17 protein-coding genes and 1 pseudogene are annotated in these 18,649 nt (G+C 64.7%); 6 read left to right on the forward strand and 12 right to left on the reverse strand.

The genetic code is table 11. The features are described from left to right. Window positions 1-62: 62 nt before the first annotated feature. The 7 genes from CLN94_RS04130 to pyrC form a co-directional block, all read right to left on the reverse strand. On the reverse strand, window positions 63-497 hold the full coding sequence (locus CLN94_RS04130; RefSeq protein WP_096431397.1) for a paraquat-inducible protein A: 435 nt from the start codon (window positions 495-497) through the stop codon (window positions 63-65). Continuing rightward, the gene (locus CLN94_RS04135) at window positions 494-1,240 is read right to left on the reverse strand and encodes an ABC transporter ATP-binding protein (protein WP_096431399.1); all 747 of its coding nucleotides are present in this window, start codon (window positions 1,238-1,240) and stop codon (window positions 494-496) included. Before CLN94_RS04135 ends, CLN94_RS04130 begins: the two co-directional genes overlap by 4 nt. After that, window positions 1,237-2,019 carry an MlaE family ABC transporter permease gene (locus CLN94_RS04140; protein WP_096431401.1) on the reverse strand — a complete coding sequence of 261 codons (783 nt, stop codon included), beginning with the start codon at window positions 2,017-2,019 and terminating at the stop codon, window positions 1,237-1,239. The genes CLN94_RS04135 and CLN94_RS04140 overlap by 4 nt, the downstream gene beginning before the upstream one ends. Further along, a complete protein-coding gene (gene alr / locus CLN94_RS04145; protein WP_096431403.1) occupies window positions 2,019-3,065 on the reverse strand; it encodes an alanine racemase in 1,047 nt (348 codons plus the stop codon). The genes CLN94_RS04140 and alr overlap by 1 nt, the downstream gene beginning before the upstream one ends. A 171-nt stretch (window positions 3,066-3,236) precedes the next feature. Further along, window positions 3,237-4,724 (reverse strand): replicative DNA helicase, encoded by a 1,488-nt coding sequence (locus tag CLN94_RS04150; protein ID WP_096431405.1) that lies wholly within the window; start codon window positions 4,722-4,724, stop codon window positions 3,237-3,239. A gap of 259 nt (window positions 4,725-4,983) precedes the next feature. Then, a complete protein-coding gene (locus tag CLN94_RS04155) occupies window positions 4,984-5,664 on the reverse strand; it encodes an orotate phosphoribosyltransferase (RefSeq protein WP_096431407.1) in 681 nt (226 codons plus the stop codon). A 101-nt stretch (window positions 5,665-5,765) separates the two neighbouring features. After that, window positions 5,766-6,806: a dihydroorotase gene (gene pyrC, locus CLN94_RS04160; RefSeq protein ID WP_096431409.1), complete on the reverse strand. Its 1,041-nt coding sequence runs from the start codon at window positions 6,804-6,806 to the stop codon at window positions 5,766-5,768. Between the two features lie 173 nt (window positions 6,807-6,979). Here pyrC and CLN94_RS04165 point away from each other — a divergent pair, with 173 nt between their 5' ends. Together CLN94_RS04165 and CLN94_RS04170 are read left to right on the forward strand one after the other, a co-directional pair. After that, window positions 6,980-7,204 (forward strand): DUF1127 domain-containing protein, encoded by a 225-nt coding sequence (locus CLN94_RS04165; RefSeq protein ID WP_096431411.1) that lies wholly within the window; start codon window positions 6,980-6,982, stop codon window positions 7,202-7,204. A gap of 107 nt (window positions 7,205-7,311) precedes the next feature. Then, window positions 7,312-7,665 carry a hypothetical protein gene (locus CLN94_RS04170; protein WP_096431413.1) on the forward strand — a complete coding sequence of 118 codons (354 nt, stop codon included), beginning with the start codon at window positions 7,312-7,314 and terminating at the stop codon, window positions 7,663-7,665. A 13-nt stretch (window positions 7,666-7,678) separates the two neighbouring features. Here the strand turns inward: CLN94_RS04170 and CLN94_RS04175 are convergent, their stop codons facing one another. The 3 genes from CLN94_RS04175 to CLN94_RS04185 form a co-directional block, all read right to left on the reverse strand. Further along, window positions 7,679-8,605: a phosphoadenosine phosphosulfate reductase gene (locus CLN94_RS04175; protein ID WP_245845074.1), complete on the reverse strand. Its 927-nt coding sequence runs from the start codon at window positions 8,603-8,605 to the stop codon at window positions 7,679-7,681. 177 nt (window positions 8,606-8,782) lie between these two features. Beyond that, complete coding sequence (locus CLN94_RS04180; RefSeq protein ID WP_096431417.1) at window positions 8,783-9,820, reverse strand: glycosyltransferase family 2 protein; 1,038 nt, start codon at window positions 9,818-9,820, stop codon at window positions 8,783-8,785. A gap of 150 nt (window positions 9,821-9,970) precedes the next feature. Then, window positions 9,971-12,298 carry a glycosyltransferase family 2 protein gene (locus CLN94_RS04185; RefSeq protein WP_245845076.1) on the reverse strand — a complete coding sequence of 776 codons (2,328 nt, stop codon included), beginning with the start codon at window positions 12,296-12,298 and terminating at the stop codon, window positions 9,971-9,973. A gap of 171 nt (window positions 12,299-12,469) precedes the next feature. On the opposite strand from CLN94_RS04185, the gene CLN94_RS04190 reads away from it, so the two are divergent. From CLN94_RS04190 to CLN94_RS04200, 3 genes are all read left to right on the forward strand, one after another. Next, the gene (locus CLN94_RS04190; RefSeq protein WP_096431498.1) at window positions 12,470-14,695 is read left to right on the forward strand and encodes a hypothetical protein; all 2,226 of its coding nucleotides are present in this window, start codon (window positions 12,470-12,472) and stop codon (window positions 14,693-14,695) included. Window positions 14,696-15,723: 1,028 nt separating this feature from the next. Beyond that, the gene (locus CLN94_RS04195) at window positions 15,724-16,335 is read left to right on the forward strand and encodes a YeeE/YedE thiosulfate transporter family protein (protein ID WP_342744523.1); all 612 of its coding nucleotides are present in this window, start codon (window positions 15,724-15,726) and stop codon (window positions 16,333-16,335) included. 3 nt (window positions 16,336-16,338) lie between these two features. Then, a complete protein-coding gene (locus tag CLN94_RS04200) occupies window positions 16,339-16,905 on the forward strand; it encodes a YeeE/YedE family protein (protein WP_096431421.1) in 567 nt (188 codons plus the stop codon). Between the two features lie 66 nt (window positions 16,906-16,971). Here CLN94_RS04200 and infC read toward each other — a convergent pair whose 3' ends face one another. Beyond that, window positions 16,972-17,709 (reverse strand): translation initiation factor IF-3, encoded by a 738-nt coding sequence (gene infC / locus CLN94_RS04205; protein ID WP_245845077.1) that lies wholly within the window; start codon window positions 17,707-17,709, stop codon window positions 16,972-16,974. Here infC and CLN94_RS04210 point away from each other — a divergent pair. Next, a complete protein-coding gene (locus tag CLN94_RS04210; protein WP_096431423.1) occupies window positions 17,702-18,304 on the forward strand; it encodes a hypothetical protein in 603 nt (200 codons plus the stop codon). The genes infC and CLN94_RS04210 overlap by 8 nt on opposite strands. A gap of 220 nt (window positions 18,305-18,524) precedes the next feature. On the opposite strand, the pseudogene CLN94_RS14085 reads toward CLN94_RS04210, so the two are convergent. Further along, window positions 18,525-18,649: pseudogene (locus CLN94_RS14085) on the reverse strand (ferredoxin--NADP reductase); the annotation flags it as partial.

An 18,649-nucleotide genomic window follows, 5' to 3' on the forward strand; every position in this document is an offset into this window, starting at 1 on the left:
TGAAGGCCCTTTCATCGAGCCTGAAATACTCCGGGGGAGGCCGCAGGCCGGGGGCGGAGCCCCTAGCGGCGCTTTTCCAGGATCGAGATTGCCAGCGAGGCCAGCACGCAGCCGGTGAACAGGTAAAGCCCCCAGCCGGTCTCGATCCGGCCGAGCCCCACGCCCTTGGCCAGCACGATGTAAAGCGCGATCAGGAAGATGTCGGCCATGGCGAGCTTGCCCAGCATGCTCAGCGCCGGCACGATCTTGCGCGAGGCCAGCCCGAACTGCACCAGCGCGAGGCCGATGGTCTTCAGATAGGGCGCGAAGAGCGCGAAGAAGGTGACGACCAGCGCGAGGAACACGTCCTTTTGCCAAAGCGCCTGCAGCCCCGAGAGTACCGAGATTTCATCAAGCTCGAAAAACGGCAGGAGCCCTGCGCGAAGAAGCGGCGCCACCCAGGCCAGCGGGAACAGCACCAGAAGCGCGAGGTTCAGGTATCGCAGCGCGCGTTTCACCGCACGGCCTCGATCGGGCCTTCGGCGCGGCCATGGATGAATTGTTGCACGTAAGGGTCTGGTGTTGCGTCCATCTCTGCAATCGGCCCGGTCCAGCGCACCTTGCCGCCATGGATCATCGCAACCCGGTCGGCGATCGCGCGCACCGAAGACATGTCATGGGTGATCGTCATCGCGGTCGCGCCCATTTCGGTCACGATCTCGCGGATCAGCTCGTTGATGACGCCCGCCATGATCGGATCGAGGCCGGTGGTGGGTTCGTCGAAAAAGATGATCTCGGGCTCGGCGGCGATGGCGCGGGCAAGCCCCACGCGTTTTTGCATGCCGCCCGACAGCTCGGCGGGGAACAGGTCGGCGACCTCGGGGGCAAGCCCCACACGGCGCAGCTTTTCGATGGCGATCTCTCGCGCCTCGGATTTCGGGCGTTTCAGCGGCCCGCGCATCAGCCGGAAGGCCACGTTTTGCCAGATGCTGAGGGAGTCGAACAGCGCGCCGCCCTGAAACAGCATGCCGAAGCGGGCGAGGAAGGCATCGCGGTCGCCCTCGCGTACGTCGCGCCCGTCAAGCGTGATCGTACCGCTGTCGGGCGTGACGAGGCCGAGGATGCATTTCAGCAGCACCGACTTGCCCGTGCCCGAGCCGCCGATGATCACCATGCTCTCGGACTTGGGCACGACCAGATCGACCCCGCGCAACACGTGGTTCGAGCCGAAGGATTTGGTGACGCCTGCGAGTTCGATCATGCCGAGAAGAAGACCTCCGTCAGCAGGTAGTTCGCCGCGAGGATCGCCACCGAGGCCGCCACCACCGCCGATTTCGTCGCCCGCCCCACGCCCTGCGCGCCACGGCCCGAATTCATGCCGAAATAGCAGCCCATGATCGCCACGATGAAGCCGAAGGCCGCGCCTTTCACGAGGCCCGAGCCGACATCCCAGAATTCAAGGTAATCCCAGGTGTTTTTCAGGTAGGTGGCCGAGTTGAACCCGAGCCGCCCGGTGCCGACCATCCAACCGCCCATGATGCCGATGATATCGCCCACGCCCACCAGCAGCGGCACGCTCGCCGTGGCCGCCAGAATCCGCGGCACGGTCAGGTATTTCATCGGGTTGGTCGACAGGGTGACCAGCGCGTCGATCTGCTCGGTCACCTTCATCGTGCCGATCTCGGCGGCGATGGAGCTGGCCACGCGCGCGGCCACCATCAGCCCGCCCAGCACCGGCCCCAACTCGCGCACCATGCCGATCGCGGTGATCGAGGGCACCACGGCCTCGGCCGAGAACCGCGCGCCGCCCGCGTAGATCTGAAGCGCCAGCGCCGCGCCGGTGAACAGCGCCGTCAGCCCCACGACGGGCAGGCTCAGCCAGCCGATCTGCAGGCAGGCGATCAGGAATTCGCGTCCGTAGAAGGGGGGTCGGAACAGGTGCGACACCGCCTCGGCGGCGAATAGCGCCACCCGCCCGATTGCCGCCAACCCGCCCAGCGTCACGCGCCCGAGCGCGCCCAGCGGGGCTAGGATGCCCATCAGGCGCCCCCCGAATAGCGCCGGGTATAGCGCGCGCCGAGGCTGGTCAGGATTTCATAGCCGATCGTGCCCGCAACCTCGGCCAGATCATCGACGCCCTGTTCGGGGCAGAGGATGTCGAGCGCCTTCGGCACTTGGGTCAGATGGGTGACATCGACCGTGATCAGGTCCATCGATACGCGTCCGACGACCGGGCAGGGCGTGCCATCGGCCCAAAGCGTCGCCTTGCTGGACAGCGTGCGATGCAGCCCGTCGGCATAGCCCGCCGAGACGGTCGCGATCACGCTGTCGATCTCGGCCACCCAGGTGTTCGAGTACCCCACGCTCTCGCCCGCAGCCACATCGCGCGTCTGCACCACCGGCAGCGACAGCCGCGCCACCGGGCGTGCCGCCTCGAACGGCATGCCGCCATACATCCCGATGCCGGGGCGGGTGACGTCGAAGTGATACTCCGGCCCGAGCAGGATGCCCCCCGTCGCCGAAAGCGAGCGCGGCAGGTCCAGACCGTCGGTCATATAGTGGAACGCCTCGAGCTGCTGGCGGTTCATCGGGTGGTCGGGCTCGTCGGCACAGGCAAGGTGGCTCATCACCAGCTTCGGGCCCGCGCCCAGAACCAGGGGTGCCACCGCCTCCCATTCGCCGGCCTCCATGCCGAGCCGGTTCATCCCGGTATCGAGCTGCACCCCGAAGGGGGCGCCGGGCAGTGCCTCGAAATGGCGCGTCACCTGTTCGATCGAGTTCAGCATCGGGATCAGCCCGAGATCGCCGATGATATCGGTATCCCCCGCCATATGCCCCGAGAACACGTGGATAGCCACGCCCTCGCCAAGCGCCTCGCGCACCTGCGCGCCTTCCTCGGCGGCGGCGACAAAGAATTTCCGGCACCCGGCCCGGGCCAGATGGCGTGCAACGCGCCCGGCCCCCAGCCCATAGCTGTCGGCCTTCACCACAGCGCCGGTTTCCGTCGCCGGGCCGGTCAATGCATCAAGCGCGCGCCAGTTGGCGAGCACTGCGTCGAGATCAATATGAAGCGTTCCAGTAGCCATGGCCGATTTCTTGAGTGCTCCCCGGCGAAGGTCAAGCGGAATTGGTGCCGCGCCCGTGCTGGGGGGCGATTTGTTGCCGCGGGCAGGGGCGCGCCGCCCCTTTCATCGAGCCCGAAATACTCCGGGGTGAATTTTGCCGAAGGCAAAAGAGGGGCCGCGCCCCTCCTGCACTCAGAACCCGTCCGAGCCGTCGCCCTGCCAGGGTTGCGCCAGATCCGAGAAGCGGGTGAAGCGACCCTCAAACGCCAGCTCGACCGCGCCGATCGGCCCGTGACGTTGCTTGCCGATGATCACCTCGGCCTTGCCATGGACCTTTTCCATCACCGCCTGCCATTCGGCCATCTTGTCCAGCTCGTGATCCGAGGGCTTCTCGCGCTCGCGGTAATATTCGTCGCGATAGACGAACATCACCACGTCGGCATCCTGCTCGATCGAGCCCGATTCGCGCAGGTCCGACAGCTGCGGACGCTTGTCTTCGCGGCTTTCCACGGTCCGGCTCAGCTGCGACAGCGCCACCACCGGGATGTTCAGTTCCTTGGCGATCGCCTTTAGCCCCATCGAGATTTCGGCAATCTCCTGCACGCGGTTCTCGCCCTTGCCGGTGCCGCGCAACAGCTGCAGGTAGTCGACCATCACCACGTCAAGCCCATGCGTGCGCTTCAGCCGCCGGCAGCGCGCGGCGACCTGCGAGATTGGCAGGGCAGGGGTGTCGTCGATGTAAAGCGGGCAGGTCTCAAGCGCCTTTGCCGCCTCGACGAAGCGGCGGAACTCGGTCTCGGTCATGTCGCCGCGACGGATCTGTTCCGAAGGCACTTCGGACGCCTCCGACAGCACCCGCGCCGCCAGCTGCTCGGCTGACATCTCGAGCGAAAAGAACCCCACGACGCCACCCTCGACCGCGCCCTCGGAGCCGTCATGGCGGATGCCGCGCTTGTAGGCCTTGGCGATGTTGAAGGCAATGTTGGTCGCGAGCGAGGTTTTCCCCATCGACGGCCGCCCGGCGAGGATCAGCAAATCCGACGGGTGCAGCCCGCCCAGTTTCTTGTCGAGATCGCGCAGCCCGGTCGAGACACCCGCAAGCCCGCCGTCGCGCTGATAGGCCGCGTTTGCCGAGCTGACCGCCTCGGTGACCGCCTTGAGAAAGCTCACGAACCCCTTGTCGGCCTGACCCTGCTCGGCGAGGTTGTAGAGCTTCTGCTCGGCGGCGGTGATCTGTTCTTTCGGGTCGTCCTCGACCACCATCGTCTGCGCACGCGCCGAAATATCGCCGCCCAGCCGGATCAGCTCGCGCCGGATCGCGAGCTCGTAGATCATCTGCGCATAATCGCGCGCCGCATAGGCCGCGATCGCCGAGCCCGCCAGACGTGCCAGATAGGCCGGGCCACCCAGCGCCTTCAGCCCCTCATCCTCTTCGAGGAACGCCTTCAGCGTCACCGGCGAGGCCAGCGCGTTCTTCTGGATGCGCGCGATCGCGACCTCGTAGATGCGCTGATGCACGGGCTCAAAGAAATGCTCTGGTTTCACCACCGCCGCGATGCGGTCGAAGATGTCGTTATTCGTCAGGATCGCGCCCAAGAGCTGTTGCTCGGCCTCGATATTATGGGGCAGGGCGTCGATATTCGCGGGCTCTGCGCCTTGCGGAAGGGTTGCGTCGTTCATCTCTGCCTCGAATGCCTGCCTGTGTGCCGTGGCGCCTTCCTAACCGACCGGAGTGACGGAAAGCTATCGGGATAAAAATGTGGAAAACCGCGCATCCGAGGCGCGGTTTGCCGAATTTATCGGGTTGCTGCGGGCGCAGCATACCACATTTGGTAGGCTGCGCGAAGCATCGCGATTCCCGCCGAAATTCGCCCACAAATCATCCCTGCACTTATCCACAGGAATTTTCCGGGGGCCTGACGGCGGGTTTCGCCGGGGCTCAGCCCTTTTTGTGGGCCTCTTGCCAGGCGCGCGGCGCCTTGAGGAAATTCTCCACCTCATCAAGCGTCTCGGCGCTGAAGGCGCCCTGCGCGCGGGCCTCGGCCAGCACATCCCACCAGGTGCAGAGGTAATGCAGCGCGACGCCGTGATCGCCGAGCGTCTTCTCGGTCTCGGGGAAGATGTCGTAATAGAAGATCACCGCCGTATGCGCGCAGCTCGCGCCGGTGTCGCGGATCGCGTCGACAAAGCTCAGCTTCGAGCCGCCATCGGTGGTCAGATCCTCGACCAGAAGCACGCGCTGGCCTTCCGACATCGCGCCCTCGATGCGCGCATTGCGCCCATAGCCCTTCGGCTTCTTACGCACATAGGTCATCGGCAGCGCCATCCGCTCGGCCACGAGCGCGGCAAAGGGAATGCCCGCAGTCTCGCCGCCGGCGATATTGTCGAAGGCCTCGAAGCCTGCGTCGCGCAGCACGGTGATGGTCAGGAAATCCATCAGCGTGGAGCGGATGCGCGGGAAGCTGATCAGCTTGCGGCAGTCGATATAGCTCGGCGACGGCAGGCCCGAGGCCAGCGTATAGGGCGTCTCGGTGTTGAAATTCACCGCGCCGATTTCAAGCAGCATGCGCGCGGTCAGGCGGGCGATTTCCTCGCGGGTGGGGTAGGTGCTGGGGATCATCTGTCTCGTCCTAAGCTGTTTCTTCTTGGATCAAATACGCAAATTCCGAAGCGGGTCGCTCGCGGTCGGCGGGGCATGCGTATTTCCGCCAAGAAGAAGGGTCAGTCTTTCACATTCCAATAGACCGGGAAGCCCGGGTTGAACACGGTCACGGGCCCCGCGCCCGAGAGGATCTTGTCGGGCCATTGCGTGGGGCTATCGGATTTCACCAGGGTCATGGTTTCGGCATTCACCGGCAGGCGGTAGAAGGCCGGGCCGTTCCGGCTGGCGAAATTCGCGAGGGTGTCGAGCTTGCCCTCTTCCTCGAAGACATGCGCCAGGAGCGCCATCGTGTTGGTCGCGGTGAAGCAACCCGCGCAGCCGCAGGCATGTTCTTTCAGATGGTCCGCATGCGGCGCCGAGTCGGTGCCGAGGAAGAACCGCGCCTCGCCCGAGGTCGCGGCCTCGCGCAGGGCAAGCCGGTGCAGCTCGCGCTTGGCGACGGGCAGGCAGTAGTAATGCGGCTTGATCCCGCCCACGAGGATGTGGTTGCGGTTGATGATCAGGTGATGTGTGGTGATCGTGGCCCCAAGGTCATCGCCCTGCGCGCGCGCGTAATCGACGCCGTCCTTGGTGGTGATATGCTCCATCACCACGCGCAGCCCCGGCGTTGCGCGGCGGATCGGGTCCAGAACGGTCTCGATGAACACCGCCTCGCGGTCGAAGATATCGACCTCGGGCGTGACCACCTCGCCATGGACGCAAAGCGGCAGGCCGATCTCGGCCATCTTTTCCAGAACCGGGCGCACTTTGTCGAAATCGCGCACCCCCGAGGCCGAGTTGGTCGTGGCCCCCGCCGGATAGAGCTTGACCGCGCGCACCAGCCCCGAAGCGGCCGCCGCGGCGACATCGGCCGGGTCGGTGTCTTCGGTCAGATAGAGCGTCATCAGGGGCTCGAAGGTCATCCCCTCGGGCAGCGCCGCGAGGATCCGTTCGCGATAGGCCGCGGCCTCGGCCCCGGTCACCACCGGCGGCACCAGATTCGGCATCACGATGGCGCGGGCGAAATGGCGCGCGGTTTCGGGCAGCACCGCTTGCAGCATCGCGCCGTCGCGCAGATGCAGGTGCCAGTCGTCGGGGCGGGGGATGGTGATCTGGGTCATGGAGCCCGAATTACACCGCCCGCGCGCGCGAATCCAGCGCGAAGGCGACGCAGTTGCCGCGATGCGTGGCCTGCATGACCGGGATGCGTTAAATGCGATTGTTAAGTCAGCATTGCTGACTTAGTGTCGAAGGCAGGGAGGGAACGTCCTGACTGATCTCAGAGGGTTCCGACATGGCTTTTATCAGCTTTCACGACAAGGCGGCGTTGCCGCTTGGCAAACAGATCGCGGGTCTTGCCCGAGGCTTCGCGCAGGCGCTGATCGCGATGGCCGAGCGCCAGTCGCGCGCCGAGGAAATCGCGCGGTTGCGCAAGCTCAGCGCGGCTGATCTGGCGGCGCGGGGGCTCACGCCCGAGCGCATCGTCGGTCATGTTTTCGCCGACCGGTTCTATTTCTGACCCTCGCGCCCCTGCCGGCCTGCGGCGGCTAGGCTCTTGCAGGCTGCGCCCACCCGTCCGATACTGCGGTCGGGCCTTGCCAGAACGGGCAAGGGAAGGAGGGCGCGATGTTCAATTCGGAAACCGAAACCCTGACTGAGGTGCGCGGCGATCTGGTGCTGGCGGCGCTGTGCATTGGGCAATTCCACGCACCTTGCCAGATCGACCCCGAGCGTATCCTTGTTCGCGCGCAAGAGCCCTTGCTGATGGCGCTGGGCGCGCTGGGCCTGAAGATCCGGGCGGTCGTCGAGGAATTCACCCCCGCGCCGCTGTTCGTCCCCGACTCCGAGCTGCTGGCACAGGCTGCGCGCCATCACGAGACCCGCCGCGTGCGCACCCATGTCGCACGCTATCACGGCGCCGATCCCGATGAGCTTGAAGACGATCTTGGCGGAGAGGGCAGCGCCCCTTCGGCAGGCTGATCACCCGCGCCGGTTACAGGCGGGGCGGAGGCAGCGTGACGCCGTTGCGCGATAATTGTTCGTCCAGTTCCTTGTAGCGGCTGTGAAAGCGCGGGTCCTTCAGTCGCTCGGTCACGTTGCGGCACAGCAGCGCCTCAAGATAGACCCGGTCGTGGTCATGCAGCCGCCCGGCGAGGTGGCGCAGATATTGCGGCAGGCTATGACGCGCGCGCAGAAGCGGCCAGAAATCGGCCTCGGTCAGATGCCCGGCCATCGCCCGCTCCAGCACCGTGTCCAGTACGCCCAAAGACGCCAGCATTCGCTCCAGATCGAGCCCCATGTTGCGGCAGCGGATCAGCGTCGTGCCGGGGCGCGCGAACAGCGCGGCATGCATCGCATCGAGCCGCTCGAACGGGTCGAAGACCACAAATCCCGCGCCCGCACCCTCCATCATGTCGGGCGCAAAGCCGAAACGCCGGGTGAAATCGCGTCGGCGCATCTGCGGAAAACGGTCGTCCCATCCGGCGATCGCGGGGGCAAGCGTCGCCTGCGGGCGCAGCGCGACCACCGTGGCTCCCGGCGCCGAGACCGAATAGGCGCAGGCCGCATAGCCCCCCGCGCCCTCGCCGTAGAACACCACGCGGTCGAAATCCTCGAAAAAGGCCTCGTCGATCAGCCGGTCGAAATAGCCATAGACCCGCTCGTCGCGGAACCATGTCTCGTCCTCGGCGACGAGGGTCAGGCTCGACCAGCCGTGGCTTTGGGCGAGCGACAGGCCATAGGGCAGGTGATCGGGGCGCAACGCGCGGATTCGCGTGCGGCTTTCGAAGCTGACCAGCAGCTGGGGCCCGGCATCGACGAAGGCGGCGAAATGGTCCGGGGCGAGCGGCTCGAAATAGCCGTCCTCCTCGGCGATCTCGGCCAGAGCCTCACGCCAGTCCTCGTTGCCTAAGTCCTTCATATTTCGTCGAATTTCCGATGTGCTGTGCATTTGGTCTGGTCCCGGATCGTACTCGTTAAACAACAAAACTCTGGTTAAGTTTTCGCTACCGCAATGCGGCAAGAATATGAGCACATTAGGAAGACATGCTGGACTATCTGACCCCGCAGGACAATGGCGGGGTTGGACACAGATTGTTCACTTCGACGTAAGGGAAGCGCGCCGCGCATGCGCGAGGATGCGGTTCTCGAGCGCGGGCGGCATCACCCGCGAAGGGGGTGTGATCACCAGCCGCCCGAACAGCCCGCGATAGGCCTCGTCGGCCATCAGCGCCTCGAACCGCGCCTGACGCCAGGCCACTGCCGAGCCATGCAGCCGCGCGAGTTCCGGGTCGGCGCCTAACTTGGCGCGCAAGGCAGCCGTCGCCTCGGCGTAACGCCCGATGGTCAGGTCTTCCTCGGTGCAGAAGTTGCGCTCGACCCAATAAGACATGTCAAACGGCTCCGCCGCCCGGTTCGAGCGTCCCCGGTCGCATTTCACCAGATAGCCCTCCATGCTGCCCAACGGGTAATGGTTGAGCTGCGCGAGCTGGTAATTGTCTTCGCCCAGCAGCGAAAACAGCCGGTTCTCGTGATAGATGCCGGGCAATTCGCGCCCCGAGCCGTCGAACCAGCGCGCTTCTGCGCCGGGCGCGAGCGCACGCGGGCGGTGCACGCCCAGCTTGCGATAGCTGCCATCGTTGCGAAACAGCGTCTTGAACATCTGCGCGCGCCACGGCCAGCGGATCCGGCGCGGCGCGGCGCGGGGGAATTGCTGCGCGACGGGGCGGTCGACATAGCTGACCACGCCGCAATTGCCGAAAAGCCGCCAGGTCAGCGGGATCGCGGTTGCTTCGGGCAGGGCCGCGATCAGCGCGGGCAGGGTACCGTCGCCCGCATGGATCACCGGAAACTCGTCGATATCGAGAAACATCACCCAATCGGCGTCGGCCTTCAGCGGATGCGCCTCGGCTGCCTTCAGCGCGGCCCATTGCGGACCTTCCTTCCAGGGGCCGGGGTTCGGCTGATGCGTGATCTGGCCAAGCGCCTGCAGCCGTTCCAGCATCTCGGCGGTGCCGTCGTCGGAATCGTTGGAAAACACGAGAAAATCGGTGAACCCAACCGCGCGCGCATGGGCGAGCCAGTCGAGCAGAAAGGCGCCTTCGTTCTTGACGCAGGTGATGGCGAGAATGCGCATGGGACTACCCTCGCATGACGCGCGCCCGCCCGGCAAGCGCGCTCGGTTTCACCAATGCCACCCCTCGGGGCGCCGCCCTTCCGGCTTTCATCGAGCCTGAAATACTCCCGCCGGAGGCAGCCGACCTCGGGGTGCAAGCCGGGGCGGGGCTCAATGCTCGGCCTCGCCGTGGTGATCGACGGTGAAAAAGAACCCCCGCGGCAGAGCGCGTTTGTGCAGGTCGGCGGGGATCACGTCGGGGCCGGCGTTGAACACGTTCGAGCCGAAGATATGCAGCATCCGCGAGAGCGCCTCGAAGCGTTCCGAGGTCAGGTCGCCATAGAAATTCTCGTAATTCTCGGTGGCGCGCAGCTCGGCAATCTTGGCGCGGTGGCAGGCGACGGAATGCTCATGTGCGGCGCGGATTTCCGGGTCGGCCATCAGCCGGTCGTATTCGGCCCGCAGCGCCGGGATCATGCGCTGGATCGAGCGGTCTTCGGTGGCGTTGTGGTTCATCCGGAACCAGTAGTTCAGCCCCTGGTCGCGATCGACATGGTTGACCCGGCCCCGGTCGCGCTTGACCAGGAAGCTCTCGGCCGAGCGCACCGCGTAATGGTTCAGCTGCACCCAGTCGTAGCCATAGGTCTCCGTGGTCGAGCGCCAGCCGTTGCGGAACATCTCGCGCGGCATCGGGCGGCCTGAACCGTTCAGCCATTTCACCCGGTCCCAGAGGTCGGGCACGAGCCCCTTGGGTCGGTGCACGCCGAGCTTCTTGTAGATGTCGATATTGCGAAACAGCGTCTTGAAGCCCCAGGCCTGATGCGGTTTTCGCACCAGCTCGGGGGCGCAGGCGGTGAACTGATCGAGCAGGAACCTGTCGTGGTATTCATGCACATCGTTATTGCCGAAGAGCCGCCAGGTGAGGCTGATCATGTTCGCCTCGCCCATCGCCGCATAAAGCGCCTTCAGCGTGCCGTCGCCGATCTTGACGTTGATGAACTCGTCCACATCCATGCAGATCGACCAACCCGCGCTCTGGATCACCGGCTCGCTTTCGGCGGCCTGCAGCGCGGCATGTTGGGGTTTCAGCTCGCCGCCCGGCACCCAGGGGTTCACCCGGTGCTGGCAGATCCCCTTGCTTTGCAACATCTCCAGCATCGTGTCGGTGCCGTCGGTGCAATCGTTGGTGTAGATCAGGAAGTCGTCGACCCCGATCGCACGGTGATAGGCGATCCATTCGAGGATAAAGGGCCCCTCGTTCTTCATCGTGGTGACGATCGCGGTGCGCCCGGCGTCAGTGGCGTGTTTCGGCGCGGGCTTGAGCTTGGAGACCGGCGGGCGGATCGGTTTGTGGCGCCAGATCTCCTGCGCGATATGCAAAAGCTGCGCGTCTTCGATCAGCGAGGTCTTGGGCGCGAGCTCCGAGGCCTGCCGCCCCGGCACCCGCAAGGCCATCGCGCGCCAGAACGCATAGACCGAGGCCGGGTCGGGCTTGGCGAAGGCCACGCGGATCATCCGCCAGGTCGCGTTCAGCCCCGCCACGTCGGGCGCGCAGCCCCAGCGCGCGATGCCACGGCGATTGTCGAACTGGCGGCAGATATGGTCGGCGAAACGCTCGGGCTGGCCGTTGCGCACGCGCCAGGGATAGATCCTCCGCCCCACCAGCAACACCACGCCCGAAGGCGCGGCGCGGGTCGCGTCGAACACATTGGGGCGGTCGTCATGGGGCGCGAGGAAATCGGTCACATCGAGCGTGACCATCGCCCGCGCCCGCGCCAGAAACCGCCATTTCGCCGCCTCGAACAGGATGCCTTGCCCCAAAGGCGCGCGCCACGGATCGGGGGCTGGCACCTCCATCCGGTCCTTGCCGGGCGCGTCGGGGGCGAGGAACGGGTGGTTCTCGGGGCCCATCCCGGGCTTGCCAAGCGGCGCGGGGGCCGACAGAAGCACCACCACCATGTCGATTTCGCGTGCCTCCAGCCCCTGTTGCAGCGCGTGTTCGAATTCGGCGCCCGAGGCCGCGAAACTGTCGGGCGGGCAGCGGTCAAGCACCAGCGCGGCATTGGCGCCATGCAGGTCGTGATGCCAGCTCAGCCAGTCCAGAACCGTCTCGGGGCTTTCTTCGAGGCGCTGGCCGAAAAGCACGTTCTTGCCAGCGAACAGCCCGGTCTCGGGCGTGTTGACGGGCAGGAGGCTCGGGGCCGGGGGCGGCGTGTCGGGCTCGGGTGGGGTGGCATGGAGCGCCAGATGCAGCGGCGCGGGCGCGCGCCCCACCACCATCGTGCAGCCCGAGATATCGCGCCGCTCAAGGATATCGCTGCCCTCGGGCAGGCCGTCGAGGGCGATCTGTTCGGGCTTGCACGGGTTGCCGAAAAACGCGCGAAACTGCAGACGCCCGCCATCCGCCCCGGCCTCGGGCAGCGCCACCGCATCAAGCAACATCGGCCCGCCGGCCGGATCGGCCGCGCAGATCAGGTGCCGCCGGAGTACGCGCGCCATTCTGAAAACCCCTTACCTCGTTCCTGCCGCCTTCCTAACACCCGCCGCGGCCCGGCGCAAAGCCCCGCAGCGCCGGGCGGGCTGCGCTTTGCCATTGGAAAGACGGGGTTTCTCGGGCAAAGTGGCGCGAAATCGCGGCCCCAGGCCGTGAAGGTAACGGTTGAGGCAGAAATGGCACGAGTGCGCGAGGTCGGCACGCTCTGGATTGGCGGGGCTCTGAGTTGGATGGAACAGCTCTGCCTCAAGAGTTTCGTCGAACAGGGCCAGAAGATCACCCTGTTTTCCTATGAGGACATCCCCAATGTCCCCGAGGGCGTGATCCGGCGCGACGGGCGCGAGGTGCTCGATACCGACGATTTCATCAAATACGAGAAAAAGGACAGCTTCGCGCTGTTCGCCGATTACTTCCGTATTCACATGATCGCGCAGAACCCCGGCATGATCTGGGTCGATACCGATGTCTATTGCTGGCGGCCGATGGACTATGACAGCGATTATGTCTTTGGTTACGAGCTGCCGAATTCGAAACGCGTGAATAACGCGGTTCTGGGCCTGCCTGCGGACGCGCCGGTCACGCGCGATATCCTTGCTTTCATGGAGGACCGCTACGCGATCCCGCCCTTCCTGAAGCGTTCGATGCAAGATGACTATCGCGCTGCGGCGGCGCGGGGCGAGCCGGTGCATGTCAGCCAGCAGCCCTGGGGCGTCTGGGGCCCGATGATGATCTCGCATTTCGCGGAAAAGCACGGGCTGCATGACAAAGTGCAGCCGCTCGACGCGTTTTACCCCGTCACCTTCCGCGAACGCACGATGATGATCCGCGAGGCCGAGAAGGTCGAAGAGATGCTGACCGAGCGCACCACGGCGCTGCATCTGTGGGCCTCGAACAAGCGCGAGCTGGGGCTGCGCTTCAATGGCGTGCCGCGCGCGGGAACCTTCCTCGACAAGCTGCTCAAGGTTCAGGGCATTCGCCCGGAGTTTGCGCCGATCAAGGGTCGGGCCAAGCTGGTCTTCGAGCAAAAGGGCGCGGACCCGGCGGTGTTCGATATGGCCGGGATCGCGGGCGTGACCTCGATCGCCGATCTCGGCGGCACCGCGCCGGGGCTGGTGCTGGCGGCGGCGGATCGCTGGGATTGCGACATCCATCTGATCGACCTGCTGCCCAATGGCAAATGGCCGGATGCGCCCTCGGACTGGGTTGCGCCCTACCGCGCCCATCTCGAGGCTGAGGGCATCGCGCCCGAACGCATCCGGGTGGTTGCGCGCGCGGGCGATCTGCGCCCGGTCGACCTGCTCCTGAACCTGTCGGGCTTTGGCGATGTGAACAAGGTCAAGCATATCGCCCCGGTTCTGGAAGGCGCGCTGCATTCCGACAACCGGATGCTGATGGATATCCGCAAGGGCTCGGGCGCCTATCCGTTTCTCAAGGGATTTGGCACCAACGCGCTTGTCGAGGAAATGCCCGATGGTGGCGGCGGCACGATCAACCGCGTGGTGTTCACCCCGAACCCGCCCGCGCCGCAGGCCGCCGACCCTGGCTGGGGCGAGATCGCACGCGAGCTGACCGGAAAGGACGGCTTCTATACCGAGCACGACACCGGCCACAGTTTCCTGTTCATCCCGCGCAGCGAAAAGGTGCTGGTCGTCACCTTCGACAACCTCGACATCGCGATGAACAAGCGCGACACGCGCCGACCTTGGGGCTTCGAGTTCATCGAGAAACAGGGCTGGTCGATGCTGGGTGTGATGGCGGGCGGCTGGACCTGGTATCGCGAGCCTTGGGTCTCGGATCAGTTCGACCGGCTCGCGACCGAGGGCTTCTTCAACCGGTTTGAGCGCGTGGTGTTCTATGGCGCCTCGATGGGCGGCTATGCGGCCTGCGCGTTTTCGCCCGCGCATCCGGGCGCGGATGTGGTGGCGATCTCGCCGCAATCGACTCTGGACAAGACCCTCGTGCCCTGGGAGACGCGCTACAAGGTCGCCTGGGATCGCGATTATTCCGGCAAATATGGCGATGCGGCCGAGGCCTCGCGCACGGCGCGGCGGGTCAATATCTTCTACGATCCCTACGAGCCGCTCGACCGGGGTCATGCCGATCGTTTTGAGGGCGAGAATGTCGTGCGGCTGCGCGCGCCCTTGATGGGGCACCGGCTGGGCTCGTCGCTTAACCAAATGGGGATCTTGTCGCCGATCATCCTTGGCGCGTTGGACGGCTCGCTGACCGAACTTGAATTCTATCGCCGCCTGCGCGCACGTCGCGACTCGGCGCGGTATCAGCGCGAACTGTTCACCCGGGTCGTGGCGAAGGGGCACAAGGATCTGGCGCGGCGGCTTGGCAGATGGGTGCTTGCGCGCGGTGACAATCGTGCGATCCGCCTGGGCCTGCAGAAGCTTTGATCCGCATTTCCGCCGCCTGCCAAAATGTCGCACTCCCCTCGGGCAAGATTTGACTTAGGTCAAGGCTTGCGGAAGGGGGCTCACGTATCTCTTTCGCATCGGGTTCGCGATCTCCCTGAAAAGCGGTGCGAACCGCCCGAACCCGATCGAGGATCGAGACGCTCTCCCTCGTCCGATCCCTAAAATGCGCAGCGGGCCTCCCTCCCGCTGCGCTTTAATTTTTGTGGTGCCCGCAAATCGCGTTGGTTTGCTTTGAGTCCTTTGCGGACTGCCAAGGTGCAATGGTTCCCCCCCCCCCTGCACGCGTCTTCTTGCTCCTTGTGCTGAAATCATATTTTGTGCACGATTACTGGAATTCCAATCACCTTCTGCGAGATATTCTGCAACTTCATGGACCAATTATTGAGCTATGTTACACCTGCAGTGATCGCGGCTATTGTCGCAGCAATAATGTCGATCTCGCTTCCTTGGGTAAACTGGGGAATTGAGAAACGCCGCACGCGGAGACAACGCAGAATTGGTTACATTGACGCAGTTCGTAGGTTTGCCCAGGAGCATAATCCAGACCTTTCCGATTTGGTACAAACCCCTGAGTACGCTGCGCTCCGCGAGCATCTCACGACTGAATTCGTTGAGCAGATTGAGAAAAGACAAAGTAACCATATAGAGCTTGTATTTGTAGAGGGGTATGGGCGAACAAGCGGTGTAAACAACTTCAGACCACAGCTCTTCGATGAACTCTCACGGCTTGAGATCAAATGGAAGCTCGTATAGGTGGAAGAATAACGAAGTCCCGCCAATCGTCCTTCTCTGATCCCGCGTCCCGAACTCGAGTACTTTTGGTTTGTGTTCAGGGTGGTTTCCGCAAAGCCTAACTGCCATCGCCAGTTGTAGGCAAAGCTGGTATTTGGCAGTGACCGGCGAACGGCCGCAAAGACCGCATAGTGAGCCAACACGATTTGTGGACACCCCCTTAATTTTTGGGCCCTGCTTTCCCTCCTGCGACGATATGTGCCCGCGCACCACGCGTGCTTTCGCGTGACCGCCGCCGCGCGCCGCGTTACATTCCAAAACGTGAATATAACAAGAGAAAGAGGGGAAACATGACCGTCTCATGGAAACTGGGCGGGCTGCTGCTGGGGATCGTGTTCTTCGCGGCCATCCTGCTGGTGAAACCGATCGGGGTGTCGACGCAATTCGTCGTGCTCGACGGGGTGATCGCCGACATGATCAATCCCGACACCATCGTTGCGGGGGCCGAAGGGCCCAGCTCGCCGGTCAGCTATTTCAACAAATACGCCAAGGACATCGCGAATCCGTGGAATTACGGCTTTGTCTTCGTGGTGGCGATGGCGATCGGCGCCGGGATCTCGGCTGCCGCGCGCGGCGCCTTTGGCGGCGAGGGCCCGGTGCCCGCGCTGTGGCGCGCGAATTTCGGCGCCTCGCCGTGGAAACGCTACATGGGCGCGCTTTTGGGCGGGATCATCGTGGTGTTTGGCGCGCGGCTCGCGGGCGGCTGCACCTCGGGCCACATGATGTCGGGGATGGGCCAGACCGCGGTCTCGGGCTTCATCTTCTCGGCCGGCACGTTCCTCACCGCGGTTCCCGTCGCGCTGATGCTCTACAAGCAGGAGGGCTGATCCATGCAACAGATCATTCTGGCACTGGTCATTGGCGGTGCGTTCGGCGCGGTTCTTGACCTCATCGGCGCCTCGAACCCGAGCGTTCTGGGCAAGATGCTGAGCCTCAAGGCGCTGGGCATCATGAAGGCGATCCTGCTGGCGATCGGGCTTTTGCTGATCCTGACCTTCGGCGGGCAGATGGCGGGGCTGGTCGATGTCGGCCACATGTCGGTGAAGACCGCCGAGACCGGCGTCTTCGTCGGCGGCATGATCCTCGGCATCGGCTGGGCGCTGTCGGGCTATTGCCCGGGCACGGGCGTCTGCGCGCTGGGCTCGGGGCGGCGCGATGCGCTGTTCTTCGTGGCCGGCGGGCTGATCGGCGCCTGGGCCTATACGCTGGCCTATGACAGCGTGAAGGCGACGGGGCTCCTGAACCCGATCCTCGGCGGCAAGGTCACGCTGGGCCAGGTGCCGGGCGCGAAATACGACGCGCTCTTCCCGGCGCTGCCGGGCGATGTCGTGGGCATCGTGCTCGGCCTCGTGTTCATCGTGGTGGCCTTCGTCATCCCGGAACGCAAAGCGGCCTGAGCCAACGAAAAAACCCTCCCCGCAAGGGGAGGGTTCCTGCCCGGATACGGGCGTATTCGCTGTGGCTTATTTCGCCGGGGCGATCATCATCACCATCTGGCGGCCTTCGAGCTTCGGCATCGATTCGATCTTGCCGGCATCGCCCACATCTTCCTTGACGCGGTTGAGCAGTTCGAGACCCAGCTGCTGGTGCGCCATCTCGCGGCCGCGGAAGCGCAGCGTGACCTTCACCTTGTCGCCATTCTCGAGGAACTTCATCACCGAGCGCATCTTGACCTCGTAGTCATGCGTATCCGTGCCGGGACGGAACTTGACTTCCTTGATCTCGATGACCTTCTGCTTCTTGCGGGCTTCGGCTTCTCGTTTTTGCTGTTCATACTTGAACTTGCCGAAATCCATGATCTTGCAGACCGGCGGGTTCGCGGTCGGCGAGATTTCCACGAGATCAAGCCCGGCCTCCTCGGCCATGGTGAGGGCCTCGCGCGGCGTGACGACGCCGACGTTTTCCCCATCCGCGCCGATCAGGCGGATTTCGGGCGCGCGAATGCGTCCATTGACGCGCGGTCCGGTGTCGCGTTGCGGCGGGGCATTGTGTGGTCTGCGGGCTATGGCGGTGATCCTTCTGTAACCTTCGCGTGAATGGCCCGCAAAATAGGCTGCAAAGCCTGGGCTTTCAACAGCGAAAGCGCAGATCCGCCGAAGGGGAAAAAAACCGCACTTTTGCCCCTGCCTTTTGCCCCGGAAGGGTCCATATAGAGCGTCCACGAGAAATCCCGTGACTGTGAAGAGGTAGAAAATGAACAAGTTTGCCGGTCTTGCCCTGGTGATCGCCGCGATCGCGGTGGGGGGCTATATGTTTGTCTCGCAACAAGAGCCCACTCCCGAAGCGCCTGCAGCGGTTGAACCCGCGCCGGCTCCTGCGCCCGAAGCCGCCGCGCCGGAAACGCCGGTGAGCGATGCGGTCTCCGCCGCGACCGAAGCCGCCGCCGAAGCGGCCAAAGCCGCTGCCTACGCCGCCCAGGAAGCTGCGGCCGCAGCGGGCGAAGCTGCCAGCGCCGCCGTCGATGCTGCGGGCGAGACCGCCGCTGAAGCCGCGGATGCCGCGACCGAAGCCGCTACCGCCGCGACCGAGGCCGCCAAAGAGGCCGTCGATGCCGCCGGTGAAGCCATGACCGCCGCGGGCGAGTCGGCCGCCGAGATGGGTTCGGGCCTGCTTGACGGTGCCAAGGCGCTGACCGCTGAGGGCTTCGATGCGACCAAGATCAACGAGATGATCGACGCCTCGGATCTGGCCGACGGCACCAAGGCCGTGCTCAAATCCGCGGTCGATCAGGCGGCGCAAAGCCCCGAGATGGTCGAAGCTGTGATCGCGCAGGTTAAAACCGCGCTGGGTCTCTAAGAGGCCCGACGGGGGCCGGGGGCTCTGCCCCCGACACTTCTGCGCTCGCGGGCTCGCGCGTTCGTCGGGGCGTGCCTCCACCGGAGGCGCGCTTCCCCCGCCTCACCCCCGGGATATTTTTGGCAAAATGAAGGGGCTTCGGTTTCTTCTTGGTCCAAATACGCAAAAGAAAACCGCGCCGGTTCAGGGCGCGGTTTTTTGTTGGGGATGTCGGGCGGGCTCAGATGCCGTCGCCGACGAAGGCCTTTTCGACCACGTATTCGCGCGGCTCCGAGTTGGCGCCTTCGCGCAGCCCGAAGCTTTCCAGCACCGCCATCACGTCCTTGTTGAACGCCAGCGAGCCGC

This window comes from Pseudothioclava arenosa, assembly GCF_002358085.1.
In the GTDB taxonomy this organism is placed as follows: domain Bacteria; phylum Pseudomonadota; class Alphaproteobacteria; order Rhodobacterales; family Rhodobacteraceae; genus Pseudothioclava; species Pseudothioclava arenosa.